Here is a 24,334-nt window from a genome sequence, read left to right on the forward strand (position 1 = left end):
GCCATATGTGCCGCTTCCATTGGCGGCCCTGCAAGAAACATTCGGCCGCCGGATATTCGCCAGCGCCGGTTGTGACGACCTCTTTAGCCCCTTAGGGGCCCTACCCGCAAGGTAATACGGCGTTCAGCGCGATTTGAATGGATGCGCCTTCTGATGCCAGGCCCAGGCGGTCCGGATCACCGTCGGAAGGTCGGAATGGCGCGGCACGAAGTTCAGCACTTTTCGTGCGGCGGAGGGATCGGCGACCAGATAGGTGGGATCGCCGGCGCGGCGCGGCTTCACGGTGTGCGGCACCTCGCGTCCGGTCTCCTGCCTGATGGCGTTCAGGATCTCGCGCACGGAGAAGCCGGAGCCGGTGCCGAGATTGAAGCTGCCGCCGGCATGTCCCGTCTCCAGCAGCTTCAGAGCGGCGACATGCGCCGCGGCGAGGTCGGTGACGTGGATGTAGTCGCGGATCGCGGTGCCGTCGGGCGTGTCGTAATCGTCGCCGAACACGGCGAAATCGACATGGCCCTGGAGCGCCATCATGGCGCGCGGAATGAGATGGGTCTCGTTGTCACGCAGCTCGCCGATGCCGCCGGCCGGATCGGCGCCACTGGCGTTGAAATAGCGCAGGCAGAACGCGCCGAAGCCGTAGGCCGCGCGATAATCGGCGAGCATTCGCTCGATCATCCATTTCGACGCGCCGTAGGGATTGATCGGCGCGCAGGGAAAGTCTTCCGGCAGCTCCTTGGAATCGGCATTGCCGTAGACGGCGCCGGTCGAGGAGAACACGATGCGCGTGCAGCCGGCATGGCGCATCGCCTGCAACAGCGACAGGGTGCCCTGCACATTGTTGATGTAGTATTTCTGCGGGTCGGTCATGGATTCGCCGACGAGGCTTGCCGCCGCGAAATGCATCACCGCCGTGATCTTGTGGTCGGCAAAGGCGCGCGCCAGCGCCGCGCCGTCGAGCAGATCGCCGGTCACCAGCTCCCCGGCGACGAAGCCGCGATGGCCCGTCGAAAGATTGTCGTAAACGACGGGCCGGTAGCCGGCGGCGGTCAGTGCGCGGCAGGCATGCGAGCCAATATAGCCCGCGCCTCCTGTGACGAGGACAGTCGGTCGGTCGGTCATGTCGTCTTCCACTCTTCTCTCAGCGATTGAAGGGCCGGTTGCGACTGAAGAGAAGGTAGAGCGCGCGAGGGTTGGTGGTCAAATAGCGCCAGAACAGGCGGCGCGGCTCGAGCAAGGTGCGCCAGGCCCATTCCAACCCGATTTTCTGCATCCATTTCGGCGCGCGGGACCGGCTGCCCGACAAAAAGTTGAACAACCCGCCGGACGTCTTGATAACGCCGACATTGGTCATCAGCGGGGCGTATTCCTCGACGAACGCCTGCTCGTTGGGCACGCCGAGCGCGACCCAGAGGTAATCGGGCGCGAGCGCGTTGATCTCCTCGACTTTCGCGCGCAGGGCGTCGCCGCGCAGATAGCCGTGGCTGTGGCCGACGATCTTGAGGTCCGGATACAGTTTGCGGACATTCTCGACGGCCGCCGCGTTCTCGTCCTCGCTGGCGCCGAACATGTAGAAGGTGCGGCCCGCGGCCTCGGCCTTGCGCGCGACGACGTGGAACAGATCGGTGGTCGCGACGCGCTCCGGCAGCGGAAACCATGATTGCAGCTTTGACGCCGCCACCAGCGGCTGGCCGTCGGCATTGATCAAATCGGCGGCGCGGAACAGACGCTCGGTCTGCGGTTCGGTCGAGCAGCGCGCCAGCACCTCGCCATTGGCCGAAGTCAGGTACAGCGGACGACCGATGCGGTTGTCGGGATCGGTGGCCTCGATCATGAAATCGGCGGTCGCCTCCAGGTCGAGCGCGGCCATGCGAAGGCCGCCGACGGTGGTTCGCGGCACGTCGGCAGTTGCGGCCCGGCCGTCCAGATTGACGCGGCGCTCAAGCATATTGTCTGCCTCGCTGGCGCGCCTGGGTTGCGGGGGTGAGCTCGTCGAGCACGACGCCGGCGAGCTTGCGCTCGGCGCGACCGAGCGTGTTCAAAATTTCCTCGAGGCCGTCGTTGATGTCGAGGCTGGTCGGCAGCACCGCCACCAGCGCGTCGGCTTCATCGAGCAGCTTGCGGCTGACGGCGTTGAGCGGCGTCACGGGGCCGTCGAGGATCACGAGGTCGTAGCCGCCGGCGGAGCGCGCCTGCTCAATGGCCTTGCGGATGGCCTCTGTCGCCCTGCCGGCATCGCCCTCGGCAGCCGGCAGCACCGAGACGCCGTTGACTGTCTTGATCTCGCGCGCGGCCTTGCTGCCGATCGAGAGCCAGCCCAGCCTGCTCGGCTCGCTCTTGCCGGGGCGGCTCACCTTGTTCGAGAGCGAATGTGCCTGATGATCGGCATCGATCATCAGCACGCGGGCGCCGTCTCGTGCGGCCGCGAGGGCGAAATTCAGTGCAGCCACGCTGCGCCCGGTGGTCTCGCCGGCGCCGACGAGCGCGATGACCGGCATTGCCCTGCCGCCGGCTCGCCGGGCCGCGGCAGTGCGCATGTCGCGCCAGGCGTTGAGCAGCATCGTCAGGGGAAAGCCGGGGCGCAGCGTCGGCCAGCCCAGCCGCGTGAGATCGACGCCGCCGCCGGTGGCGAGAATGGCGCCGAGCGTGTGGATGACGTCAGCCTCCTGGAGGCGCGCAATCAGCGGCTTTCCGACCAGCGGCTCCTCGACCATTGCAGGCTGCAGCGATGGCGCAGCAAGTTCCGGCAGCGGCTGCGCAACGTCCGCGGCGTGTGACGCCGGCTGGGACTGAGCAATCTCCGGAGCTCGTGGAGGCTCTGGCACTCGCGGCGTCCGCGGCGCCGAATTGCGCTCACGGCGGGCCGGTGCGGGCGCCGGCGCGGTCGCACCGGCGAACATTAGCTCGGCTGCGACGAACCAGCTCGAAGCAGCGATCGCGCCGAAGATGAAGCCGATCATGGCGAACATGCTCATCGCCGGCGGGAACGAGCGCCGCTGCGGCACCGTCGCTTCGCCGATGATACGGGCCGCCGAGGTGTTCAGGGTCTCCTGCTCCTCGGTCTCGCGCGAACGCTTGAGGAACGACTGATAGACGTCGCGGCTGGCATCTGCCTCGCGCTCGAGCTCGCGCAGGCGCACGGCCGCCTGGCTGAGCTGAACGCTCTGCCGCTTCTGCGCTTCCAGCGCCCGGTTGAGCGAGGCCTCGAAGTCGCGGGCGCGCGTCAGGTCGTTCTTGGCGGACTGGGCGAAGCGGTCGATCTCTTCGTTGATGGTGCGCTTGAGATCCTCGACCTGCTTCTCGGTCTGGCGCAGCGCCGGATGGCGCGGGCCGAGCTCGCCGGCCTGCTCCGCATATTTCTTGCGGGCCTCGGCATATTGCGCGCGCAGGTTGGCGATGGTCGGCGATTGAAGCGCCTCGGAGTTCGCACCCGCATCGGCAGCCGTGCGCCGGCTCGCCTCGATCTGGTCGAGCCGCGCCTGCGCATCCATCGTCGCCGCGCGGGCGGCGGACAGCCGCTGGTTGCTGGCGGACAGCTGTTGATCGCTGATCAGCGCGTCCTGGGTGCCGACGAAATTGTTCTGGGCCTTGTAGGTGGCGAGCGCGGTCTCGGCGCTGCGCAGCCGCTCGCGCAGCTCCTTCAGGCGGCCGGAGAGATCGCTGGTGGCGCGCCGCGCGGCCGAAGCCTGCGAGTTGCGGGACTCGGCGAGGTAGGCGCTGGTCAGCGTGTTGGCGAGCATCGCTGCCTTGGCGGGATCGGTCGACCAGACTTCGATGTCGACGATGAAGCTCTTCTCGGTCTTGCGGATGGTGATGTGCCTGTTCAAGGCCTCGAGCGCCGCAAGCTGCACTTCCTTGTTGTCCGCGGCGGAGGGGAGGCGAGGCTGAAGGCCGATCAGGCCGAGCAGCGACGACATCAGGCTCCTGCCGTCATCGCCGCCGCCGAACTCGGCGTCCTTGTCGAGGCCCGTCTGCTGGATCACCCGGAGCAGCACACTGTTGGATGTGATCAGACGCGCCTGGCTCTCCACCACCATGGACATGCCGGAGACATCCTGCGCGCGGGGCGTGAGCTCGCGATCGACGAGCTGAAGCTCGCGCGGGTCGACATAGAGCTGCGCGGTGGCGGTGTAGCGGGGCGTCACGCTCTTGCCGAGCGTGACGGCAAGGGTCGCACCGAGGAGGGCGGCAGCGGCAATCGCAACCTTCCGCCGCCACAGCAGATTGACGAGCTTCAGCACGTCGAAGCCGGCTTGAGGCCTTTGTTGCGGGGTCTCCGGTCCGGTCCGATCTATCGGCTGGTTATAGTCAAGCATGATCCCCAGCTTCCATTCCAACTGCCGCAGGCTGAGGGGTTACTCTTCGCTCTACGCCACGCACCCGGGATATAGGTGCCCAATCAACGCAACAGGGAAAATTAACCATACTCAGTGCGGGACTATTCACGGAAATGGCAAACAAAGCGTTTAAGCGCGTGTCACTCTTCGACGCATCGTGGTGACGCCGGGGTCCCTCGGAGATTAACGGTTCGTTACCGCGCGCGGCCTGGCCGCGAAGCCTCGCTTGTTGTGCGATGAGCGGCGCGCGCATGGTCGTCAGCTTTTCCGCAGGATGACGTGATAATCGCCGCGGCGGACGTCGGTGCCGCGCGGCAGCACGGCATTGAGCACGGCGGCGCCGGCATCGACCAGAGCGGCGAACAGCGGCTTGCGCCGGCGCATCTCGGGATAGCGCGGGCTCTCGACCTCGCGGCGGTAGACCATCTCGAGGCCGTTGGCCGCCGCGAACGCTTCAAGCCGCGGCAGCGTCACCAGCGGATGGAAGAAGGTTGGGAACGGCGGCTCGCCGGGCAGGCCGGCATCCTTGATGCCGCGGACGTGCCGATAGAACCAGACGTGAAACCAGTGCGGCGAATATTTGGTGACGACGCCTGACAGCGAGCGCGGATTGGGGGCGCCGATCAGGATCATCCCGCCGGGCTTGAGTGCGTCGCGGAAGTTCAGAAGCGCGGCGTCCACATGGGGCAGATGCTCGATCACGTTGTAGCAGATCACGAGATCGAAGGTCTCGCGGCCGAAGCGGTAGGTCTGCACATCGCCGAGGATCGCCTCGTCCGCGTATGTGTTGTTGCTGACCTGATCCTCGTCGATGTCGACGACCGTGACGGTGCTGCGGCTCAGCAATTCCGGTGGCAGGACGCTGCACGAGCCGCCGCCGGCTTCATAGGTGGCGAGCCGGCCTTGCGGCAGTTCGCGGCGCAGCAAATCGTGGACGGCGAGCAGGCTGTCGCGAGCCTCGCCGGGGACGAGATCGTGCAGCGCCTGGGTGGGTACAGTGGCCGCGGGGATCTGGATCGCCGTGGCTGTCGCGAAATCGATCGTGGCTGGCTTGTTCATTTTCTCTGACCGCACTTGTTCTATTCAAATTTACAGGAAAAAACGTGCATGCCCGAAGAGCAAATCTGATGCCGCGCCGCTTCACCGGTCGCGGTGCTTACGGCCGGGTTAATGCTTATGGGCGTTAACTACGGCATCGACCATGCTGCGCCATCACCAGCGCAATGGACTGCGAATTGCACTATCACGCGTGCAGGATTTTGCAGGAGAAACACCCGGAAGCGGTTAAGTCCATGGGTTGCGGCGAGATCGGCGTTGCGGCTCCGATACGCGCTTCCTCTCGGTCGTCCATCCTGGGACGCATCTGTCCCGCGGCGATGTGCCGTTGCAGGACAGCGCCGATCCGCACGATTGATGCAGGGTTTTTTTCACAAATCTCGGACATCTATGACGCCATGACGCTGATCCCGACAGACCTCTCCGCCAGCCGGATCTCGGATGCCGTGCGTGATCCCCACCGGGAGATCGCGGCGAGCTCGCGCGTCATCGATCTGTCGGTCGGCATCGTCGTCTGCGTTCCCTGCTTCCGCCGCCCGGAGCATCTGCGGCGGACGCTGGACTCGCTCGCGAGCCAGCGCACCCCACGCTCGTTCGCCGTCGTCATGGTCGAGAACGATGCCGCAGGGCGCGAGAGCGCGCCGGTGGCCGCGGAGTATCTCGCGGACGGCAGGCTCCAGGGCGTCTGCCTGGTCGAAAAACGGCAGGGCAATTGTCAGGCGATCAACGCTGCGTTCGAGACGGCGCAGGCGCTGTTTCCGGCTGCGACCCGCTTCCTGATGATCGACGACGACGAGATCGCCTCGCCGGACTGGCTCGAGCTGATGGTTCGCACCGCGGAGGCGACCGGGGCCGACGTGGTCGGCGGGCCGGTGCTGCCGGTGTTCGACGACGAGAGCAAGCCCTGGCTGGCGCGTCACCCCGCCTTCTGTCCCGCCTATGAGTACAGCGGCGCGGTGCCGCTGATCTATGGCTGCGGCAACTGCCTGATCACGCGCGGGGCGTTCGAGCGGATCGACCGTCCCGCGTTCGATCTGCGCTTCAATTTCCTCGGCGGCGGCGATTGTGATTTCTTCGTGCGGTGCCGCGATGCCGGCATGATCTTCCACTGGACGGCGGAGGCGGTCATCACCGAGACCGTGCCGCAAAGCCGCACCGGCCTCGGCTGGATCGCCAGGCGCGGCCTGCGCATCGGCGCAATCAATTATCGTGTGCAGTACAAGGCCGCGCAGAGCGCGGGAGCTCGGGCGCGGGTGTTCGCGCAGATGCTCGGGCGGCTGCCGCTCTCGCTGGTTCGCTCCGGCCGTCTGCTCGCAAGCTCGAAGGCCGTCGTCGCCATGCATCCCGCGCTGGTCGCGCTCGGCTCCCTGCTCGCGGCGTTCGGCATCGAGCCGAAGCCTTATGAAGCGTCAAAAATCCTGTCGTGAGGTCGCCGGGCGCCTAGATGCCCAGGCGGGCGAGAGCGACCCTAAGCGCGGCACGCGGCAGCGATCGGAGCGAGCGCCGGCCGATCATCCTGAGATAGGCGAAGGCGTCGCGATATCTGCCGAAGCGGACTGCTTGCATCGCCGAATAGGTGACGAGATGAATCTCGGCGGCCAGGCGGAGGCCGGCTTCCATGCCCTCGGGCAGTCTCGCCAGAATCAGGCCGTCGTCGAAAACTCGCGCGATGGCCGGGAAGAAATCCCTCGGCGTCCGCACCGCTGCGTTCATGGTGTTGGCGGTGTGCAGGCGATAGTCGAGTAGAAGTTTTGGAGCGAACTCGAATTCGCCGATCGCGGCAAGGCGGCACCAGCAATGCCAGTCTTCGCAATATCTGAGCGACGTGTCGAAGCCGCCGATGGCGCGGAAGGCTTCCGCCCGTGCCAGCGCGACGCCGCCATTGACGATGAAATTACCGGCCGCAAGCCGCGCCAGCACATCGCCGGACGGCTTGCGGCGTCCCTTCAGCAGGCCGCGCCGGCCGATTTGCCGTCCCTCGCTGTCGATCGTGTTGTAGTCGCCGTAGACGAGAACCGCGCGCGGCGCCCCGCGCGCTGCCGCCAGCAGCGCCGCAACCGCGCCGGGACGCAGGCGATCGTCGGCATCGAGGAAGAGGAGCCATTCGCTGTTTGCATGCCGGGCGCCGAGATTGCGCGCGGCCGATACGCCGGCGGACTCGTTCGTCATCAGGCGCAGCCGCGGGTCATGAATCGCGCGGACGATGGCGGTCGTGTTGTCGGTCGAGCCGTCGTCCACGACGATCACTTCGCCGACCTCGCCCTGCGCCAGTGCGCTGGCCAGGGTTTCGCCGACATAGGCTGCGACGTTCTTGGCGGGAATGACGACGGACACCGACGTGGTTGGGCTCGCCGGCAGCGGGAGGCGCGGCGCCGGAACGGCGCGTGAGGTGGCCCGCAAATCGAGGACGTCTTCGGCGGTGATCACGTTATGGCTCGGCTTTAAGGATCTGTTAACCAGGACGCTTCCGCCGGAATGGCAATGCGATCGATCGCAATCCTGGCCGCTGCGGATGATACCCGCATTACCGGCAAATCGTTGCCGCGAAGCTCTGCGCGACTGCCGGTTTCGTAGATTAGCGTTAAGCCGGTGCCATTAAGCCTGTCGCAAGGTTGGAAGAGTGCGACAGCCGGTCCCATGCGAGAATGCGGACTGCTTGCCGCGGATGGATTCAGTGCCCGCAAACACATTCGAACATGACTCCGATGCCATGGTCCTCAACCTTTTCTACGAGGACAAGGACGATCGCTGGTTTCCCGGCGACCGGCATCTGCGGCGCGTGGCGCGCCGCATGCTGCTCGGCGAGCCGCGCATGAGCGGACAGCTTCGGGTGTTCCTCAACCTCTGCGCGGGGCTCGATCGGCTCGGCATCCGCTATCGCGTCAACGACTACCGCTACATCGCGCAACATCCCGACGAGCTCGCCTGCATCATCGGCCGCACCTTCCTGCTCGACAAGTTCGCGTGGAAGAACCCGATCCTGCTCGGTGTCGCCGCCCACAACCATCCGCTGGACGATCCGGATCTGTTCAAGCGTCTGCCGGTGAAGAAGGTCGTGGTGCCCGGCCCATGGTATGTCGACATGTACCGGCCGTATTGGCCCGACACGGAAGCCTGGCCGATCGGTATCGACACGGATCTCTGGGCGCCGTCGGCGCCGTCGCAAAAGACCGTCGACGTCCTGATCTACGACAAGGTCCATTGGGACCGCGAGCACCATGCGCGGGACCTGATCGAGCCTGTCCGCACCCGCCTCATCGAGGAGGGGCGCTCGTTCACCGAACTGCGCTACGGCAGCTACAAGGAAGATGACTATCGGGCCGCGCTGGCGCGTTCGCGCGCGATGATCTTCCTGTGCCAGAACGAAAGTCAGGGTATCGCCTATCAGCAGGCGCTGTCCTGCGGCGTGCCGGTGTTCGCCTGGGATCCGGGCGGACCGTGGCGCGACCCCGACTATTACCCGCACCGCGTCCGGTTCGCGCCGGTGTCGTCGGTGCCATACTGGGATGACCGCTGCGGCGCCAAATTCCTGGACATCGCGGGGTTCGAGGCGGGCTGGGACAATTTCTGGGCCGGGTGCGCTGCCGATACGTTCGATCCACGCGGCTTCGTGCTCGACAATCTCACGCTGGAGCAGCGGGCGCTGCAATATTACGAGATCGCGCGCGGCATCGTACGGCAGCAGGCGGTATCGCAGACCCCCGATGGGCTGGTTGACGGATGCTTAACAGGGATAGGCTAAGAGCTGGAGCTTCCCCGGCTTCACCACCAACCTCGCCATGGATCGCAGCGCCGCTGACATGACTGACGTCGAGGTCCGATCGCTTGGCCACGTCCTGCACGATGGGCTTGCGGGGCTGAATGCCGCGCATGCGGCGCGTTGCCTCGTCGCGGTTGCGGCGCTGCTTCTCGTGCTGGTGACGCTCGATCCGTTTCCCGACCTGCGCAACGAAGACGTCACCACCGTCGTCGGCGGGCGAATGGCGCTCGCCTATATCCTGTGGGGTCTCCTGGCTGCGGTCGCGATGCTGTTCGTCGCCGTCACGGATGCGCCCGCGCTGAGGAGTCTGGTGACGCCGCTGCATCTCTGCCTCGTCGGCTGGCTGCTGATCAACATCGCCTTCTCCGAGAGCCGCGGCGTTTCGATCCAGCGCTTCGCGTTGGCGGCCAGCGTGACGTCGCTCGCGGTGCTTCTGCCCCTGCTGCCGCCGACGCAACGCAGCTTCAATTCGTGCCTCGGCGCCGCCGCGCTCGTGCTGTTGGTGCTCTGCTATCTCGGTGTGGTTCTCGCGCCGGACCATTCGATGCATACCGCGCTCGACCTCACCGAGCCGCAGCTTGCCGGTGACTGGCGCGGCAGCTTCGGTCACAAGAACATTGCCTCGCCGGTGATGACCATCCTGATCTATGTCGGCATTTACCTGTGTGGCGTCGGCTCGTTCGTGATGGGGCCGGCGATCGCGGCATTGGCCGGAATCTTCCTGATCTTCACCGGCGGCAAGACCTCGACGGTGCTTTGCCTTGCGATCTACGCGCTCGCATCTCTGGTCTATGTTACGCCAGGTCTGTGGCTGAAGCGGCTCATCTGTTTCGTGCCGCTGGTCGTGATGAACCTGCTGACGGTCGGCAGCGTCCTGAGCCCGGCGCTCGGGGCGATGACGCGTCTGCTTCCGCTCGATCCCACTTTCACCGGCCGTTCCGCCATCTGGGAGTTCGCGCTCGCGGCCGTCGCCGAGAAACCGATTGTCGGTCACGGCTATGCGGCTTTCTGGGACGATGTGACTGCACGGCAGACCGCCCAGGGCGCCGAATGGGCGACCTCCGCCGCGCACAGCCACAACAGCTATCTCGACCTCGCGGTCACCATCGGCCTGCCGGGGCTGGCACTGCTGATCCTCGTCTTCGTGCTTGCGCCGCTCCGCAATTTCCAGTCGGCCCGGGTTCACAACCGGAGCGGCGGGCTGGCAAAGCTGTTCCTCACGATATGGCTGTTCGGCCTGTATTACGGGGTCACCGAGACCTTCCTGCTCGAGCGCCAGAATCCGATCTGGTTCATGGTCGCGCTTGCCGTCGCCGGCCTGCACTTCCTCGCCAGGTTCCAATGCGTCGAACAGATGGAACCGGAGCGCTGACAGCTTGTCGCAGCCCCGGCGGCAATTGGTGGCGCCAGCTTAACGATAAGCGGCGACGTCACTTGGTGTGCGACAAAACATAATCTATCTGGACACATTCAGTAATCATATGTCCCGCGGATGACGTTTCTCAGCGTCGATCAACCAGATGGTCTTGTGTCCAGCACGTCGGCAATCGCTGTCGATTTCGTGCGTGACTGGCAGCGGGCCGCATCGCGCCTGAACGCAGGCCATCGCACCGCGTTCCAGCACGGCTACTGGCTCGGCGCCTGGTACGAGGCGTTCGATGATGTCGCGCCGCTGATCGCTGTGCTCTCCGATGCTGAGACCGGCAAGGACATCGCGGTGGTGCCGATGATCAGCCATGTCAGGCGCGGCATCCGCATCGTCGAGTTCGCCGATCTCGGCGTTTCCGACAACAACGCGCCGATCCTGGCACTCGATGCCGTGCTGGATGCAGAATCGACGGAAGCGATCGGCAGGGCGTTGGTCGATGCATTGCGCGCCTTGCCCGACCGTTTCGATCTGCTGCGTCTGAAGAAGATGCCGGCCCAGATCGGCGGCAAGCCGAACCCGCTGGTGTCGCTCGGCCGGGTCGGATCCAGCTCGCTCAACGGCAATCTCGTGCTGATGGGCGACAGCTACGAGGATTACCAGGCCTCGATCAAGCGCATGCAGATGCCGCGTGCCTGGCGCGTCTTCGACCGTCATGCCGGCGCGCGGTTCGAGCTCGCCGCGGATGTCGCGCGCGCGCGCGAACTGCTGGATGTGATGGATGTCCAGCAGCAGGCGCGGATGCGCAAGCTCGGCTCGCGCTTCGTCCTCAACGACGAGACGCATGCGAGATTCTATCGCGAGGTCGCCCGTCAGGGTCTCGCGGACGGTTACGCCGTTGTCTCCGCGCTCGTCTGCGACGAAGGCGTTGTCGCGACCACGCTTGGCGTGAGACACGATGCGACCTACATTCTTCTGCGCATCAGCCACGCCGGCGATACATGGTCGCGCTGTTCGCCCGGACTGCTTGTTGCCGAGCGCACCATGGCGGCGCTGCATGCACAGGGCGTGCGCCGATTCGACCTCAGCATCGGCAACCTGGACTACAAGCGCCGCTTCGGCGCCGAGCGGGTTCCGCTGACCGACGTCAGCATCGCGCTGTCCTGGCGCGGCACCCCCTACGCATGGCGCGACCACGTCGCGCAGGGCATGCGCCGATATCCCAGGCTCGCCGCAGTCGCCACTCCTGCGCTGCGCAAGTTGCGCTGACAGGGGTAGTCTATCGCATCGCCGGCTTTGGCGGTCCGCGCAGCCGGCAAGTCATCACACTGACACGAAACTTGCGACTGCGCCGTGCTTCCGGTTCTCGCGGGAGTTGTGCTATCGTCGCCACTGCTTTTCCGGAGGCGACATGGAAGATCGTTCGGCGAAATATCGCGCATTCTATGCGCGGTTGATCTGCGCTGCCGCCAAGACGACGGATCCCCGTATCGAGCAGGCCTTTCGCGCGGTCAGGCGCGAGCCCTTCGCCGGACCGGGGCCGTGGTCGATCTCCGTGGGACGCCTATTGGCTCGGCGGCTGCGGGGTGAAAGAAGGCGAGACCGTGATCCAGATCGGCGCCGGCAGCGGATGTTACACGGCAATCCTTGCCGAGCTCACGGGATCTTCCGGCCGTGTCCACGCTTATGAGATCGACGAACGCCTTGCGGCACTCGCGCGCGAAACCCTGAAGGGCGTTCCGCACGTCGAGCTGCACGATCGCTCGGGCATCGCGTCCGATCTGACGAAGGCAGACGTGATTTACGTCTGCGCCGGTGCGGCGCAGCCGGCCGCCGAATGGCTCGATGCCTTGCTGCCCGGCGGGCGGCTGGTGTTTCCCCTGGCGGCGGAGGGCATGCTCGGTGGCATGTTGATGATCACGCGTCCGGACGAGGGCGCGGTCTGGCCGGCGAAATTCCTCGGCCGAGCCCAATTCATCGGCTGCGCGGGATTGCAGGATGCCGATGCCGCCCGGCGATTGGCCGAGGCGTTCGCAAAAGGCTGAGAGAGCGTGCAGTCGTTGCGGAGGGAGGGCGCTCCGGACGAGACGTGCTGGTTTGCCGGTGAGGGCTGGTGGTTGTCGACGGCGCCCGCACCTGCGCCGGCGATCAGCATCCCTGCGCACGCGGACATCACGCAGGCCTGAGGTCAGCCGCCGCGCGTCGCGATCCCGTGCGGCCGGCGCAAAGCCATTCGTATCGCTTTGGTGAAATAAGGTAGGGCGGCATCCCCGCATAAGAATGCCGCCCTTGTCGCATCAGCCATGCGGCCGGCTATCAAGCTTGATAACGCAGCTCAGCCGTGCAGCTTCCTGGCCGTCTCCGCGATCAGGCGGCCCTGATAGCGCGCGCCGGCGAACTCGTTGGCGCTGGGCTGGCGGCTGCCGTCGCCGCCGGCGATCGTGGTGGCGCCGTAGGGCGCGCCGCCGGTGACCTCGTCGAGCTTCATCTGGCCGGCGAAGCCGTAGTTCATGCCGACCACCACCATGCCGAAATGCAGGAGGTTGGTGATGATCGAGAACAGCGTCGTCTCCTGGCCGCCGTGCTGGGTCGCGCTCGACGTGAAGGCGCCGCCGACCTTGCCGTGCAACGCGCCCTTGGCCCAGAGGCCGCCGGCCTGGTCGAGGAAGTTCGCCATCTGCGAGGCCATACGGCCGAAGCGGGTACCGGTGCCGACGATGATCGCGTCGTAATTGGCGAGGTCGTCGATCTTGGCGACCGGGGCGGCCTGGTCGACCTTGTAGTAGGACGCTTTCGCGACCTCCGCCGGCACCAGCTCCGGCACGCGCCTGATGTCGACGGTGGCGCCGGCCTCGCGCGCGCCCTCGGCGACGGCGTTCGCCATCGCTTCGATGTGGCCATAGGCGGAATAATACAGGACGAGAACTTTGGTCATGGTGGTCTCCGTTGGATGAAGATTTGATGGGTTGATTGTGGGGTCGTCATGCCCGGGCAGAAGCGCGAAGCGCGTCTTCGCGCTAGATGTCCCGGGCATCCACGTTCTTGCTTCCTCGTTGAGAGGCGTGGATGGCCGGGACAAGCCCGGCCATGACGGAGAGAGTCGTTAAGCGGCGTCGACGAGCACGATCTCGGAATCTTCCAGGGCCGTGATCTTCAGCCTGTCCTCGTCGCGGATTGCGACGCCGTCGCGGGCATTGACACGCACGCCGTTGATCTCGACTGCACCCGCCGCGGGCACCAGATAGAGATGCCGCGACCTCTCGGGCTCGTACTCAGCGCTCTCGCCGGCCTTCAGCGTGGTGGCGAGCACCCGCGCATCGGCGCGGATCGGCAGCGCGTCCGCATCACCCTCGAAGCCGCTCGCGATGGTGACGAGCTTGCCGGAGCGGTCCGACTTCGGAAACGGCTTCGAGCCCCAGGTCGGCTGTCCCCCGCGCGCCGTCGGCTCGATCCAGATCTGGAAGATCCGTGTCCTAGTCGGCTCCAGATTGTACTCGGAGTGGCGGATGCCGCTGCCGGCGCTCATCACCTGCACGTCGCCCGCTTCGGTGCGGCCCTCGTTGCCAAGGCTGTCCTGATGGGTGATCGCGCCTTCGCGCACATAGGTGATGATCTCCATGTTGGCATGGGGATGGGCGGGAAAGCCGGTGTTCGGTGCGATCTCATCGTCGTTCCACACCCGCAAGGCACCATGGCCCATATTGTTCGGGTCATAGTGGCTTGCGAAGGAGAAATGATGCTTCGCGTTGAGCCAGCCGTGATCGGCGCCGCCGAGCTTTGCGAAAGGTCTGAGTTCGATCATCTGCGTAGTCCTTGTTGGAGTGGTCGGCGTCTTGTTCAGGCGCCGAACCCGCCGTCGACGTTGAGTACGGTGCCGGTGACGAAGGACGCTTCCGGGCTGGCCAGGAACACGATTCCGGCGGCGACCTCCTCGGGGCGGCCGAAGCGTTGCAGCGCGTGCTGCTTGCGCTGGGTCTCGGCGAACTCGCCGCCGTCCTTCGGGTTCATGTCGGTGTCGATCGAGCCGGGCTGCACCACATTGACCGTGATGCCGCGCGGGCCGAGGTCGCGTGCCGCGCCCTTGGTGTAGCCGACCACGGCCGCCTTGGTCGCGACGTAGTCGGCAAGGCCGGGAAATGAGGCGCGGTCGGCGAGCATCGAGCCGACGGTGACGATGCGGCCGCCTTCACCCATCAATTGCGAGGCGGCACGGATCGCCGCGATCACGCCGTGCACGTTGACGGCATCCTGGCGGGCCAGCGCTTCGGTATCGGCATTGGCATCGTCGATCGCACCGCCACTGGCGACGCCGGCATTGTTGACGAGGATGTCGAGATGGCCGAATTCCTTGGCGACGTCCTTGACGAGCTGCGTCACGTCCTTGGCCGAGGCCTGGTCCGCTTTGAAAGCGCGCGCCCTGACGCCCCTGGCCTCCAGCTCGGTGACGACGGCTTCGGCCTTTTCGGGCGAGGCGACATAGCTGATGGCGACGTCCGCGCCTTGATCGGCGAGAGCGCGGGCCGCGGCCGCGCCGATGCCGCGAGAACCGCCGGTGACGAGGGCAACCTTGCCTGAAAGCTTCTTGGTCATTGGATTTCTCCAGTCCTGAATGTCTGATGAGCCTTGGATAAGCCTCCATCTGTGGTATAGGAATAGAAACTGTTGAAACGTATTGTTTCCCAAATCGACATATAGAGGCTGGCCTCCATGGCAAAACTCCCCGATTTCGAGGCGCTCGCGGTTTTTGCAAAAGTCGTGGAATTGCGGTCGTTTGCGGGAGCGGCGAGCGAGCTCGCGATGTCCAAGGCGACAGTGTCCAAGGCGGTCACACGCCTGGAGGAGCGGCTCGGCGCGCGGCTGTTCAACCGCACCTCGCGCCGGCTCGCGCTGACCGATGCCGGGCACAAGCTCGCCGAACGCGCCACGCGCCTGCTTGCCGATGGCGAGGCGGCCGAGAACGAGGCGCTGGCGCAATCGGTGGCGCCGCGCGGCCTGGTGCGGCTCGCCGTGCCCATGACGTTCGGCATCAAGGCGGTGGCGCCGCTGCTGCCGGAGTTTTTCGAGACCTATCCGGAAGTCTCGGTCGATCTGCATTTGAGCGATGCGACTGTCGACCTGATCGGCGAGGGTCTTGACATGGCCGTGCGGATCGCGCGCCTGCCGGACTCGTCTCTGATCGCGCGGCGGCTCTTCACCATGCCGCGTTTCACGGTGGCCGCGCCGTCCTACCTCAAGCGTCACGGCCGGCCGACGCATCCGATGCACCTGGCCGAGCACAAATGCTTCAGCTACGCCTATCTCTCCACGCCCAACGTCTGGCACTACACCAATTCGGCCGGCGAGCAGGCCAGTGTGCGCCCGGGCGGGCAGCTCCGCGTCAACAACGGCGAAGCCGTGATGCCCTCGCTGATCGCCGGCCTCGGCATCGCCGAGCTGCCGGAGTTCATCGTCGGCGAGGCGATTTCATCCGGCGAGGTCGAAGTGATCCTGAAAGACTGGAAGCAGGCCGAGGGCGCCGTGCATCTCGTCACCCCGCCCGGCGGCCCGCGTCCCGCCCGCGTCGAGGCACTCGGTGATTTCCTGGCGGCGAAACTGCCAGGCACGTGCAAGCGGCGAGCGCGCGGAAAGGTGAAGGCGTCTTAGGCAAGCGGCTTCAACAATCCCCCGTCATTGCGAGCGCAGCGAAGCAATCCAGAGTGTCTCCGCGGAGGGATTCTGGATTGCTTCGTCGCAAGAGCTCCTCGCAATGACGCGCCTGACTTAAGAAACCTTCACGCCATCGCGTGTGACCACGCGCAAGGCCGGCTTCAGCGTCTCTTCCAGCTGCGACTTCAATTGGTGAACGCGCGGGTCGGTCGATCGCGCCGCGCAGACCGCGTATTGATGGACCGATTGCGCCAAAGCGCGCCGCGCTTCCGGGGTTCGCGTCAGTTCGGGTTTTGACAGCCGCAGGACGATCGCGGCGAGGTTCACCAGCATTTCGTCCAGGGCGATGTCGATGGTCGCGAGTTTTGCCATGGCACATTCCGTGGGAAGGCAACGACGGCTCCCGGGATGCGTTCCTGACCGGACTGAACATGGATAATGCTTCGTAAACGGCTTGTTCTTGCCGGTCGCCGCGCTAGGCTGGGCCCGAAACAAGAAAAGTCGAGGGAGGGCCTTCCATGGATCGACGCGATGTCCTGCGCGCCGTAGCCGCGCTGCCGCTGTTGCCCGCGGTGTGGCCGAACTCGGCGTCCGCCCAAACCTATCCCGCGCGCAACATCACGATGATCGTGCCGTTTCCGGCCGGCGGCCAGGCCGATCTCGCCGCACGCCCTGTGGCGATGGCGCTGGAGCGGATCCTCGGCAAGCCGGTCATTGTCGACAATCGCGCCGGCGGTGGCGGCGGATCGGTCGGCAATGCTGCAGCCGCACGGGCCGAGCCCGACGGCTACACGCTATTGATGACGCTGTCTTCGCTCGCGGTGCTGCCCGAGGCCGACCGGCTGTTCGATCGTCCCGTTGCCTATGAGGTCTCGCAGTTCATGCCGATCGCGCGCGTGCTCGCCGATCCCACGCTGCTTGCGGTGCCGGCCTCGGCGCCGTGGAAGACGGCACAGGATTTCGTCGCGGACGCGAAGAAGCGCCCGGGCCAGATCACTTACGGCTCATCCGGTCCTTACGGCACGCTACATGTCGCGATGGAGATGTTCGCCAATAGCGCCGATATCAAATTGCTGCATGTGCCGTTCCGTGGCGCGGGCCCGGCGCTGACCGCGCTGCTCGGCGGCACCGTGCAGGCGATCGCGGCCGCGCCCGGCACGCTGAAGCCGCAGGTCGAGGACGGCAAGCTGCGCGTGCTCGGCAATTGCGGCGCGCAGCGCATCGCAAGCTTCCCCGACGTGCCGACTTTCCAGGAGCTCGGCTACAAGGACGTCGAGATGTACATCTGGGCCGGGCTGTTTGCGCAGAATGCTCTTCCCGCGCCGATCGCGACCCGGCTGCGCGAGGCGATGGCGCAGGTGATGACGAGCCCCGACGTGCTCAAGGCCTTCGACACCTCCGGCAGTCTCGTCGCCTATCAGGACGCACCCGCTTTCTCGGACTTCATCGCGACCGACAGCAGACGGCTGATCGCGGCGGTGAAGAAGATCGGCAAGGTGGAGTAGAGAGCTATGCTAGAATTTGCTGCGGATCAGGCCCCGCAGCGTATGCCGGTCGTACCCCGATGCGAACGCGCCCTCGTAAGACGCCTTGAACGACGTCGCGGTCGTGAGATCCCACCGGATCTCCGCGCCGGTGAGCGCCACGGTGCGCGCCCGTTCGACACCGGAGATCGCGAACGGAAGGCCCGGGGCGCCGTCGAGAGCGGCCGTGGTGGTTGCGGCGCTGCCGGTCAGCTCATGGCGCACGGCAAGGGTCGCACCGAACTGGGCCCGGTGGCCGTTTGGCATCAGCATGCGATGATGGGCGCGCAGGCCCGCCGTGCCATAGCCGAGGTCGAAGCTGCCGCCCCGCACCAGTTGATTCACGCCGGGCGCGCCGGTTTCGGAAAGGCTGCCCTGGCGTGTCGAATACCAGTCGGCCTTGGCGAACGGTTCGACTGTGACGCCCCATCCGGTCTCGAATGGACGCGCGATGCCGAGCGAGGCTGCAAAGGTGCTCGCCCGCGAGGAGGCGGTTGCGGTCTCGCCCAGGAACGCGATCGTGCGCGAGGATTCGAGCGCGGCGAAGGAATAGCTGATCGCGGATGCGAGATTGAAGCCGCCGGTCTCGCCGCGTGCGTAGAAGCCGGCATGGCCCGAATTGGCGTCAATGCGGTCGGCGCGGCCCGCCATGCGCAGCTGGCCGGTCGATGCACCGATCGCAAGGCCGGCCGTGAAGCCCGGCAGGTTCCAGAGATCGGCGCCGAGCGCCGCGCCGCCGAGGGCCGTGCTCGTTCCCAAAGCAATGTTGCTCGCTGCCACCTTGTCCCAATTGCCGTAACCGCCGAACCAGACGCTCTGCACCGGCGTAACGCGGCGACTACGCAGCGCCTTGCTGATCGGGTCCGCTGGCTCCGCCGCATAGGCGGATGCGGGCATGCGCAGGGTCTCGCCGCGCGACTGCGTGCCGGCGTTCCACATAAAGCTCTGGAACGCATCGGCCTGGTCCGCGGTGAAGCGGCGGCCGTCGGCGTGAACTTGCCCTGCGAGATCGTCGAGGCCGGCCTTGATGCCCGGCGCACTGAGCGCGGCGAGCGTATTGATCGCGGTGCCGAGCGGTCCTGATGTGCCGCCGGACTGCGCCTGGTCCAGCGCGCCGGCCACCGCGGCCTGGTTCGGCGTCAGCCCCGATAGCGTGCTGAAGCCGCCGATCTGTTGCAGAAGGAAGTAGACATTGTTGGCATCGTAGCTGAGCTGACCCGAAACGAGCGGGCTGCCCGAGGTCGTGAGCGTCGCATACGTTCCGTTGACCCCGCCGGCCGCGGTGAGGATCGTATATTGGGTGTTGGCCAGGAAGCCCGCGCCGAGCGGCACGATCTGCACCGTACCGCCATTGAGCGTCGCCGTTCCGGTTGCGGCGATCTTGTCGGATTGGCCGGCTGCGTTGATCTCGACCTGAAACGTCGAACCGGCGTTGAAGGTGACGTTGCCGCTGACATTGAGGGGCCCGATCGAATTGCCGGGTGCGACCGCGCCGCCGTTGTTGACGACGAGGCCGCCGACCGTGCCGGTGCCGCCGAGATAGCCGCCATTGACGGTGAGGGTGGACGGCAATGTGCCGTTCACGATCAAGCCGCCGGCTTCCACCGCTGTCGCGCCGTTGAAGGCGGTGGTGCCGGTCAGCGTCCAGATCGAGGTGCCGACCTTGGCCAGTTGCTCGAACTCGTCATATTGCAGGAAGGCGCCGATATTGCCGAGATCGAATGCGGCGCTCCCGCTGCCGCCGAACTTCAGCGTGTCGGTGCCGGCGCCGCCGAGCACGCGCCCGGTGATCGTCGAGCCGGGAATCAGGGTGAGCACGTCGTCGCCGCCCCACAGGTTGATCGCCCCGCCACCGCCACCCGCGATGGTGCCGGAATTGACGATGGTGTCGATGCCCGAAGAGCCGGAGATGGCGAGGTCGAACCCGCCGGAAATCGTACCGGCATTGATGAGGGTGTTTCCCCCGGCAATGAACTGCACACCGGTATGGCCACCACCGATCGATCCGCCTTGATAGACATTGACGACATTCGCGGACGATGTCCCGCTTATGCGCAATCCTGTCGTATTCCCTCCGATGCCGTTGGCCGACCCGCGAACGTTGACGATATTGCCGTTGGAATTGTCGATGACGATCGCGGCTTCGATATTGCCTGTGCCCTCCGCCACCGCGCCGGCTGCGATCGTAACGGTGTTGTTGTTTGAGCCGTTGGACAGGAGGACGGCTCCGCTATAGGTGGAGACCGTGGCCTGATTATTGATGGTCACATTCGAATTCGACGTGTTGTCGTAAACGATCGCGGGAATTCCGGCGCCGGGCAACAGCGATGTCAACGTGCCATCGCCAATGTTTACTGTGACGTTGCTCCCGCCGGTGGCGTTGATGTGGTCGGTGTTGCCCGGGCCGGTGCAGGTCGCAACGTCGCCAGAATTGAGCGCGCCAATGACGCCCGTACCGACGACATTGCAGGCTGCGATCGCCGGGCCGGGTATCAGGATCGGCAGCGTGGCGAGCACGAGTGGCGCTAGCGCCGTGGCGACGAGCAGATTTTTGCGGGCGGTGGCGATCCGGGGGGCGTTTTGCGCACGGGCTAGTCCAACAGTCGGCATCGACGATTCCCTCATTCCAGCACAATTGCTAGCGGGGAGGTCGTCGCGGTTCTTGGCGTTATGCGAAGTGCCTTATGGCAAAAGGCGCAATATGCCGGTTTGCTCCGGCTCTGTTGCGGCGATGCCACGGACTGTGCCGCGTACGGCGCGGCGTGTTGCCGCAGCAAATGGACTAATGCGCAAATTCACTAGGCCTGACGCGCACCTCATTTGAAGCGTGTTGCGCGCTGCAACAAACGCGATATTGCTGGCTCCGGAATGAACTCGGAGACGCGCTTTCATGGCGGCCGATGACCAATCGATACATGGCGCGCCGCGCCTCGGCTATACCGGCGACCCGCATGGGCCGGCCTATGAGATGTGGCGGGAGGAATTTTGCCGCCGCGTGATGGAAGCCGATCTCGCGCCTCTGTCCGACGGCTCTTTTCACTGCGATGTCAAAGCGTTGATGTTACCGCGGGCGGAGCGGCGTCACGTTCTCCGAGTTCGTGCTGGAGCAGCGGCTGCTGCGGGCGGCAAGGCTGCTGCGCGATCCGCTGCACCAGGTGACCAAGATCAGCGACATCGCCCATCTCTCCGGCTTCAACGACGTTTCGTACTTCCACCGGACATTTCGGCGCCGCTTCGGAATGACGCCGCTGGACGCGAAGGTGTGGCCCCTGGACATAGCTAGCAAGCCGTAGTCGGAAGGATGTCTTCGGTTCGTCCGGGACTCGCGGTTCGAGCGGCGGCGGGAGTTGCCGCCGATGCCCGCGCGGCCGGTTGCGGCGATGAAGAAGATCGGCAAGGTGGAATAGGTTCCTGCCGCGCTTTCACGTTTTTTTGTTGGTCCAGAACCCGCTCGCGTCTCATTGATTGATGAGAATTCCAGGGACGCGGGAAGGAATCGAACATGCGAACAGAGCGGATCGCGCTGGGTGTGGCGCTTGCGATTGGCGGCATCGTCACGCATAGCGCTGCATCCGCTGAAGAGTATCGTGGAACCATGGAGCAGCAGATGGCCTGTACGCCGGATGTGTGGCGGCTGTGCAGCGACCAGATCCCTGACGTGAGCCGCATAACGGCGTGTTTGCGAGCGAACACGCCACAGCTGTCGAGCGGCTGCCGCGCCGTGTTCCAATCCAACAACCAGATGCAGCCGCAACAGCAGGTTCCGCGTGGCCGGTCGGCGCCGCCGCCGCGCTATTACCCGCCGCCGCCTCCCGCGGCGCAGCCTTACGATGACGACGACTAGCCCGGCCTACGGCCTGATGTCGCAGACGTCGACCCATTCCGCGGCAACGAGCTCGGCCATCCGGTCCGGAGCAATGCGCACGGCGCTGTGGGTCGAGCCAGCTGCCGGAACAACGATGTCGAACGCCTTCAGCGACACATCGCAGTAAATCGGTAGCGGCGACTTCAGCCCGAACGGGCAGACACCGCCGACCTCGTGCCCGGTGATCTCGGCAACCTCTTCCAGGCCCAGCATCTTCGGCTTGCCGCCAAACGCGGCCTTCACCTTCTTGTTGTCCATGCGCGAGGTGCCGGCCGCGACGATCAGGATCACGCGCTCACCGATGCGCAATGACAGGGTCTTGGCGATGCGGCCGGGCTCGACGCCATAGGCCTCGGCGGCCAGCGGGACGGTCGCGGAGCTGATCGGAGATTCGATGACAGTGATGTCGGGGGCTTTCTCGGCGAAGAAATCGCGTACGGATTGAAGGCTCATTCCAAACGGCTCATTGCGGGCTATCGGCGGGCGGCGATACTTACGCGATCCTTGGCAGCTCGGAGAGCGAACGGACGCGATGGTCCGGCGCAAAGCCAAGCTCGTCCATCTGGGTGCGGATCGCCTTGAACATCGTCAGCGGTGCCACGAGTTCGTTCTCGACGCAAGCCAGCGCCATCGCCTCCGGCGTCACGCGTTCGATCCAGGCGACGTTCAGCCCGAATGCCTTCGCGCCCGCGACGTCCCAGGGATTGGACGAGACGAACAGGACCTCGTCCGGTGCGGTGCCGAGCACCTCGCCGATCAGCGCATAGGCTTCCGGGCTCGGCTTGAAAATCTTCTTCGCATCGACGCTGATGGTGGCATCGAGCAGGGCATCGAGACCGGAATTGCGCACGAGCGCATTGAGCATGTCCGGACTGCCATTCGAGAGGATGGCGAGTTGTCGCGGCCTCAAGGCCGTGAGTGCTGCCGCCGCGTCCGGATAGAGATCGAGATGCAGATACTTCTCGATCACGCGCTCGAATGCCTCGCCGTCATAGGCGAGGCCGAGCACGCGCAGCGTATAGGCGAGCGAGTCACGCGTGACGGCTGCAAAATCCTGGTAGCGCCGCATCAGCGAGCGCAGCCAGGTGTATTCGAGCTGCTTGATGCGCCAGACCTGCGTGATGATCTCGCCGTAGCCCGGAAACGCATCCTCGGTGATCTCCGCAACCGACTGGATGTCGTAGAGCGTTCCGTAGGCGTCGAAGACGACGGCTTTGAGGTTCATTGACCGGTCCTCCGGGATCGCGACAGACGCCCGGACTATACAAGGCGTCCTGATGTTGCTCCAAGACCGAAACATGCATTGGGCGCCGTTCCGCAGGCGGCGACTTAAAGCCTTATGACGATCTTGCCGAAATGTGAGCCGGTTCGGAGGTGAGCATAGGCTTCGGGGACCTCGTCGAAGCCATAGATCCGATCGACGGTCGGGTGAATCGCATGTTCGGTCAAGAAGCGATCCATCGCGGCGAAATGTGCGACCGATCCGACAGTGACACCGATGATATCGGCATTCTCCCACTGAAGGCGCGCGAGGTCGGGCTTCGGGCCGAACCCGGTCAAGACACCGATCTGAATGATCTTGCCACCCGAAGCGACCGATCGTAGCGATCGGTCATAGGTGCCGGGACCGCCAAGTTCGAGGATATGAGTGGCGCCTGCGCCACTCGTCGCCTTTATCAGCGCCACATCCCAGTCGGGCGTGTCGCGATAGTTGATGAGGATCGAAGCGCCCAGCGCCTTGGCACGGGCAAGTTTTTCGTCCGAGGAGGAGATCACAATCGCGCGCGCTCCGAGCGCTGTTGCGAATTGAAGTCCGAACAGCGCGACGCCACCCGTTCCCTGGACGAGCAGGGTGTCGCCTTTGCCCATTCCGCCGCGGGCGATGAGGCCGTGCCAGGCCGTCACGCCGGCACAGGGCAGCGTCGCTGCTTCGACCGAGGAGAGGTGTGCCGGCACCGACACCAGTGCAGTTGCCGGCAGCACGACATACTCTGCCAGCACGCCATCCAGATTGTTGCTGCCGAGGGCTGATGCAATGTAGCTGGCTTTGAATGGCCCCGAGACCCAATCGCGAAAGTAGGATGCGGCGACACGGTCGCCCATTTGCCATTGCGTGACGCCGTGGCCGATGGCGTCAACGATGCCGGCGCCGTCGCAGAGCGGCACGCGGCCGTCGAGCCCGCCTTGGCCCGCACGGTCGAAGATGAGGAGGTCGCGGTAGTTGAGACTGGCCGCTTCGATCCGGATGCGAACTTCTCCGCCGGCGGGTTCCGGTTTGCCGAGATCGACGCGCACAAGGCGGCCAGCACCTGCATGGCCATTCAAATGATAGGCTTTCATCGTTGCACCCTTCACAAGCGGTATTACTTGGATGAGCACAGCCTGTAGGGTCTGACAGTGCTGTCAGGGTCAAGAGGTTTTCAGATGAAGATTGGCGAACTCTCCCGGAGGACGGGGGTCAGCGTCCGAATGCTGCGCTATTACGAAGGCGAAGGGCTGCTTGCGCCGCAGCGGACCGGCTCGGGTTATCGCGACTATGGCCCGGCTGAGGAGGAGACCGTGCGGCGGATCAAGATGCTTGGCTCAGCCGGGATGACGCTCGAAACGATCCAGCGGTTGCTTCCGTGCGTGCGGAATAACGATCCAGCCTTCACCCCGTGCAATGAGCTGCGAAGCATACTTGCCCAGCAAGTCGGCCTGATTGACGAGCGCATCGAGACACTCAGCCAGAGCCGCACGATTCTGGCTGGCTACCTCGCAAGCGTGAACTGATCGCGCATCCCATAG

22 protein-coding genes and 1 pseudogene are annotated in these 24,334 nt (G+C 65.2%); 10 read left to right on the forward strand and 13 right to left on the reverse strand.

Annotation, left to right across the window (positions count from 1 at the left end; genetic code table 11):
• Positions 1 to 123: 123 nt before the first annotated feature.
• The 4 genes from galE to QSV46_RS12945 all read right to left on the reverse strand — a co-directional run bounded on the left by galE (position 124) and on the right by QSV46_RS12945 (position 5,390).
• Positions 124 to 1,116 (reverse strand): UDP-glucose 4-epimerase GalE, encoded by a 993-nt coding sequence (galE, locus tag QSV46_RS12930; protein WP_314951142.1) that lies wholly within the window; start codon positions 1,114 to 1,116, stop codon positions 124 to 126.
• 19 nt (positions 1,117 to 1,135) lie between these two features.
• Complete coding sequence (locus QSV46_RS12935) at positions 1,136 to 1,942, reverse strand: WecB/TagA/CpsF family glycosyltransferase (protein ID WP_314951144.1); 807 nt, start codon at positions 1,940 to 1,942, stop codon at positions 1,136 to 1,138.
• Complete coding sequence (locus QSV46_RS12940; RefSeq protein WP_314951146.1) at positions 1,935 to 4,310, reverse strand: exopolysaccharide transport family protein; 2,376 nt, start codon at positions 4,308 to 4,310, stop codon at positions 1,935 to 1,937. Before QSV46_RS12940 ends, QSV46_RS12935 begins: the two co-directional genes overlap by 8 nt.
• Positions 4,311 to 4,589: 279 nt before the next feature.
• Positions 4,590 to 5,390: a class I SAM-dependent methyltransferase gene (locus tag QSV46_RS12945; RefSeq protein WP_314951148.1), complete on the reverse strand. Its 801-nt coding sequence runs from the start codon at positions 5,388 to 5,390 to the stop codon at positions 4,590 to 4,592.
• Between the two features lie 395 nt (positions 5,391 to 5,785).
• On the opposite strand from QSV46_RS12945, the gene QSV46_RS12950 reads away from it, so the two are divergent.
• Positions 5,786 to 6,814 carry a glycosyltransferase family 2 protein gene (locus QSV46_RS12950; RefSeq protein ID WP_314951150.1) on the forward strand — a complete coding sequence of 343 codons (1,029 nt, stop codon included), beginning with the start codon at positions 5,786 to 5,788 and terminating at the stop codon, positions 6,812 to 6,814.
• A 13-nt stretch (positions 6,815 to 6,827) separates the two neighbouring features.
• Here QSV46_RS12950 and QSV46_RS12955 read toward each other — a convergent pair whose 3' ends face one another.
• Positions 6,828 to 7,814, reverse strand: coding sequence for a glycosyltransferase (locus tag QSV46_RS12955; RefSeq protein ID WP_314951152.1), 987 nt, complete (start codon positions 7,812 to 7,814; stop codon positions 6,828 to 6,830).
• A 247-nt stretch (positions 7,815 to 8,061) separates the two neighbouring features.
• On the opposite strand from QSV46_RS12955, the gene QSV46_RS12960 reads away from it, so the two are divergent.
• The 4 genes and pseudogenes from QSV46_RS12960 to QSV46_RS12975 all read left to right on the forward strand — a co-directional run bounded on the left by QSV46_RS12960 (position 8,062) and on the right by QSV46_RS12975 (position 12,699).
• Positions 8,062 to 9,129 (forward strand): glycosyltransferase family 1 protein, encoded by a 1,068-nt coding sequence (locus tag QSV46_RS12960; protein WP_314951156.1) that lies wholly within the window; start codon positions 8,062 to 8,064, stop codon positions 9,127 to 9,129.
• A gap of 37 nt (positions 9,130 to 9,166) precedes the next feature.
• Positions 9,167 to 10,519, forward strand: a complete 1,353-nt coding sequence (locus QSV46_RS12965; RefSeq protein WP_314951158.1) for an O-antigen ligase — start codon at positions 9,167 to 9,169, stop codon at positions 10,517 to 10,519.
• 120 nt (positions 10,520 to 10,639) lie between these two features.
• Positions 10,640 to 11,782 carry a GNAT family N-acetyltransferase gene (locus QSV46_RS12970; protein ID WP_314951159.1) on the forward strand — a complete coding sequence of 381 codons (1,143 nt, stop codon included), beginning with the start codon at positions 10,640 to 10,642 and terminating at the stop codon, positions 11,780 to 11,782.
• Between the two features lie 142 nt (positions 11,783 to 11,924).
• Positions 11,925 to 12,699: pseudogene (locus tag QSV46_RS12975) on the forward strand (protein-L-isoaspartate O-methyltransferase family protein).
• A 149-nt stretch (positions 12,700 to 12,848) separates the two neighbouring features.
• On the opposite strand, the gene wrbA reads toward QSV46_RS12975, so the two are convergent.
• From wrbA to QSV46_RS12990, 3 genes are all read right to left on the reverse strand, one after another.
• Positions 12,849 to 13,448: an NAD(P)H:quinone oxidoreductase gene (wrbA, locus tag QSV46_RS12980; protein WP_314951161.1), complete on the reverse strand. Its 600-nt coding sequence runs from the start codon at positions 13,446 to 13,448 to the stop codon at positions 12,849 to 12,851.
• Between the two features lie 168 nt (positions 13,449 to 13,616).
• A complete protein-coding gene (locus tag QSV46_RS12985) occupies positions 13,617 to 14,315 on the reverse strand; it encodes a pirin family protein (protein ID WP_314951164.1) in 699 nt (232 codons plus the stop codon).
• Positions 14,316 to 14,350: 35 nt separating this feature from the next.
• Positions 14,351 to 15,103: an SDR family NAD(P)-dependent oxidoreductase gene (locus QSV46_RS12990; RefSeq protein WP_314951166.1), complete on the reverse strand. Its 753-nt coding sequence runs from the start codon at positions 15,101 to 15,103 to the stop codon at positions 14,351 to 14,353.
• A gap of 117 nt (positions 15,104 to 15,220) precedes the next feature.
• On the opposite strand from QSV46_RS12990, the gene QSV46_RS12995 reads away from it, so the two are divergent.
• Complete coding sequence (locus QSV46_RS12995) at positions 15,221 to 16,156, forward strand: LysR family transcriptional regulator (RefSeq protein ID WP_314951169.1); 936 nt, start codon at positions 15,221 to 15,223, stop codon at positions 16,154 to 16,156.
• Between the two features lie 117 nt (positions 16,157 to 16,273).
• Here QSV46_RS12995 and QSV46_RS13000 read toward each other — a convergent pair whose 3' ends face one another.
• Complete coding sequence (locus QSV46_RS13000; protein WP_314951172.1) at positions 16,274 to 16,531, reverse strand: hypothetical protein; 258 nt, start codon at positions 16,529 to 16,531, stop codon at positions 16,274 to 16,276.
• A 146-nt stretch (positions 16,532 to 16,677) separates the two neighbouring features.
• Here QSV46_RS13000 and QSV46_RS13005 point away from each other — a divergent pair, with 146 nt between their 5' ends.
• Positions 16,678 to 17,664, forward strand: coding sequence for a tripartite tricarboxylate transporter substrate binding protein (locus tag QSV46_RS13005; RefSeq protein ID WP_314951175.1), 987 nt, complete (start codon positions 16,678 to 16,680; stop codon positions 17,662 to 17,664).
• 9 nt (positions 17,665 to 17,673) lie between these two features.
• Here QSV46_RS13005 and QSV46_RS13010 read toward each other — a convergent pair whose 3' ends face one another.
• Positions 17,674 to 20,292 carry an autotransporter domain-containing protein gene (locus QSV46_RS13010; RefSeq protein ID WP_314951177.1) on the reverse strand — a complete coding sequence of 873 codons (2,619 nt, stop codon included), beginning with the start codon at positions 20,290 to 20,292 and terminating at the stop codon, positions 17,674 to 17,676.
• Between the two features lie 488 nt (positions 20,293 to 20,780).
• On the opposite strand from QSV46_RS13010, the gene QSV46_RS13015 reads away from it, so the two are divergent.
• Positions 20,781 to 20,975, forward strand: coding sequence for a helix-turn-helix domain-containing protein (locus QSV46_RS13015; protein ID WP_314951180.1), 195 nt, complete (start codon positions 20,781 to 20,783; stop codon positions 20,973 to 20,975).
• 209 nt (positions 20,976 to 21,184) lie between these two features.
• The gene (locus tag QSV46_RS13020; RefSeq protein WP_314951182.1) at positions 21,185 to 21,526 is read left to right on the forward strand and encodes a hypothetical protein; all 342 of its coding nucleotides are present in this window, start codon (positions 21,185 to 21,187) and stop codon (positions 21,524 to 21,526) included.
• 6 nt (positions 21,527 to 21,532) lie between these two features.
• Here the strand turns inward: QSV46_RS13020 and QSV46_RS13025 are convergent, their stop codons facing one another.
• The 3 genes from QSV46_RS13025 to QSV46_RS13035 form a co-directional block, all read right to left on the reverse strand.
• Positions 21,533 to 22,000, reverse strand: a complete 468-nt coding sequence (locus tag QSV46_RS13025; protein ID WP_314951185.1) for a YbaK/EbsC family protein — start codon at positions 21,998 to 22,000, stop codon at positions 21,533 to 21,535.
• 40 nt (positions 22,001 to 22,040) lie between these two features.
• Positions 22,041 to 22,772, reverse strand: coding sequence for a haloacid dehalogenase type II (locus tag QSV46_RS13030; RefSeq protein WP_314951188.1), 732 nt, complete (start codon positions 22,770 to 22,772; stop codon positions 22,041 to 22,043).
• Positions 22,773 to 22,876: 104 nt separating this feature from the next.
• The gene (locus tag QSV46_RS13035; protein WP_314951190.1) at positions 22,877 to 23,887 is read right to left on the reverse strand and encodes an NAD(P)-dependent alcohol dehydrogenase; all 1,011 of its coding nucleotides are present in this window, start codon (positions 23,885 to 23,887) and stop codon (positions 22,877 to 22,879) included.
• Positions 23,888 to 23,971: 84 nt separating this feature from the next.
• Here QSV46_RS13035 and QSV46_RS13040 point away from each other — a divergent pair, with 84 nt between their 5' ends.
• Positions 23,972 to 24,319 carry a MerR family transcriptional regulator gene (locus QSV46_RS13040; RefSeq protein ID WP_314951192.1) on the forward strand — a complete coding sequence of 116 codons (348 nt, stop codon included), beginning with the start codon at positions 23,972 to 23,974 and terminating at the stop codon, positions 24,317 to 24,319.
• The last annotated feature ends 15 nt before the right edge of the window (positions 24,320 to 24,334 follow it).

Origin of the sequence: Bradyrhizobium cosmicum (assembly GCF_032290525.1) — a bacterium.
Classification (GTDB): domain Bacteria; phylum Pseudomonadota; class Alphaproteobacteria; order Rhizobiales; family Xanthobacteraceae; genus Bradyrhizobium; species Bradyrhizobium cosmicum_A.

Excerpts from the sequence above, each read along its gene's own strand:
- wrbA (WP_314951161.1), bottom strand. The coding sequence starts at position 13,448 with ATGACCAAAGTTCTCGTCCTGTATTATTCCGCCTATGGCCACATCGAA.
- QSV46_RS13030 (WP_314951188.1), bottom strand. The coding sequence starts at position 22,772 with ATGAACCTCAAAGCCGTCGTCTTCGACGCCTACGGAACGCTCTACGAC.
- QSV46_RS12945 (WP_314951148.1), bottom strand. The coding sequence starts at position 5,390 with ATGAACAAGCCAGCCACGATCGATTTCGCGACAGCCACGGCGATCCAG.
- QSV46_RS12985 (WP_314951164.1), bottom strand. The coding sequence starts at position 14,315 with ATGATCGAACTCAGACCTTTCGCAAAGCTCGGCGGCGCCGATCACGGC.
- QSV46_RS12935 (WP_314951144.1), bottom strand. The coding sequence starts at position 1,942 with ATGCTTGAGCGCCGCGTCAATCTGGACGGCCGGGCCGCAACTGCCGAC.
- QSV46_RS12995 (WP_314951169.1), top strand. The coding sequence starts at position 15,221 with ATGGCAAAACTCCCCGATTTCGAGGCGCTCGCGGTTTTTGCAAAAGTC.
- QSV46_RS13040 (WP_314951192.1), top strand. The coding sequence starts at position 23,972 with ATGAAGATTGGCGAACTCTCCCGGAGGACGGGGGTCAGCGTCCGAATG.
- QSV46_RS13025 (WP_314951185.1), bottom strand. The coding sequence starts at position 22,000 with ATGAGCCTTCAATCCGTACGCGATTTCTTCGCCGAGAAAGCCCCCGAC.
- QSV46_RS13000 (WP_314951172.1), bottom strand. The coding sequence starts at position 16,531 with ATGGCAAAACTCGCGACCATCGACATCGCCCTGGACGAAATGCTGGTG.
- QSV46_RS13035 (WP_314951190.1), bottom strand. The coding sequence starts at position 23,887 with ATGAAAGCCTATCATTTGAATGGCCATGCAGGTGCTGGCCGCCTTGTG.
- QSV46_RS12965 (WP_314951158.1), top strand. The coding sequence starts at position 9,167 with ATGGATCGCAGCGCCGCTGACATGACTGACGTCGAGGTCCGATCGCTT.
- QSV46_RS13020 (WP_314951182.1), top strand. The coding sequence starts at position 21,185 with ATGCGAACAGAGCGGATCGCGCTGGGTGTGGCGCTTGCGATTGGCGGC.
- QSV46_RS12970 (WP_314951159.1), top strand. The coding sequence starts at position 10,640 with ATGACGTTTCTCAGCGTCGATCAACCAGATGGTCTTGTGTCCAGCACG.
- QSV46_RS12950 (WP_314951150.1), top strand. The coding sequence starts at position 5,786 with ATGACGCTGATCCCGACAGACCTCTCCGCCAGCCGGATCTCGGATGCC.
- QSV46_RS12990 (WP_314951166.1), bottom strand. The coding sequence starts at position 15,103 with ATGACCAAGAAGCTTTCAGGCAAGGTTGCCCTCGTCACCGGCGGTTCT.
- QSV46_RS12940 (WP_314951146.1), bottom strand. The coding sequence starts at position 4,310 with ATGCTTGACTATAACCAGCCGATAGATCGGACCGGACCGGAGACCCCG.
- galE (WP_314951142.1), bottom strand. The coding sequence starts at position 1,116 with ATGACCGACCGACCGACTGTCCTCGTCACAGGAGGCGCGGGCTATATT.
- QSV46_RS13010 (WP_314951177.1), bottom strand. The coding sequence starts at position 20,292 with ATGCCGACTGTTGGACTAGCCCGTGCGCAAAACGCCCCCCGGATCGCC.
- QSV46_RS13005 (WP_314951175.1), top strand. The coding sequence starts at position 16,678 with ATGGATCGACGCGATGTCCTGCGCGCCGTAGCCGCGCTGCCGCTGTTG.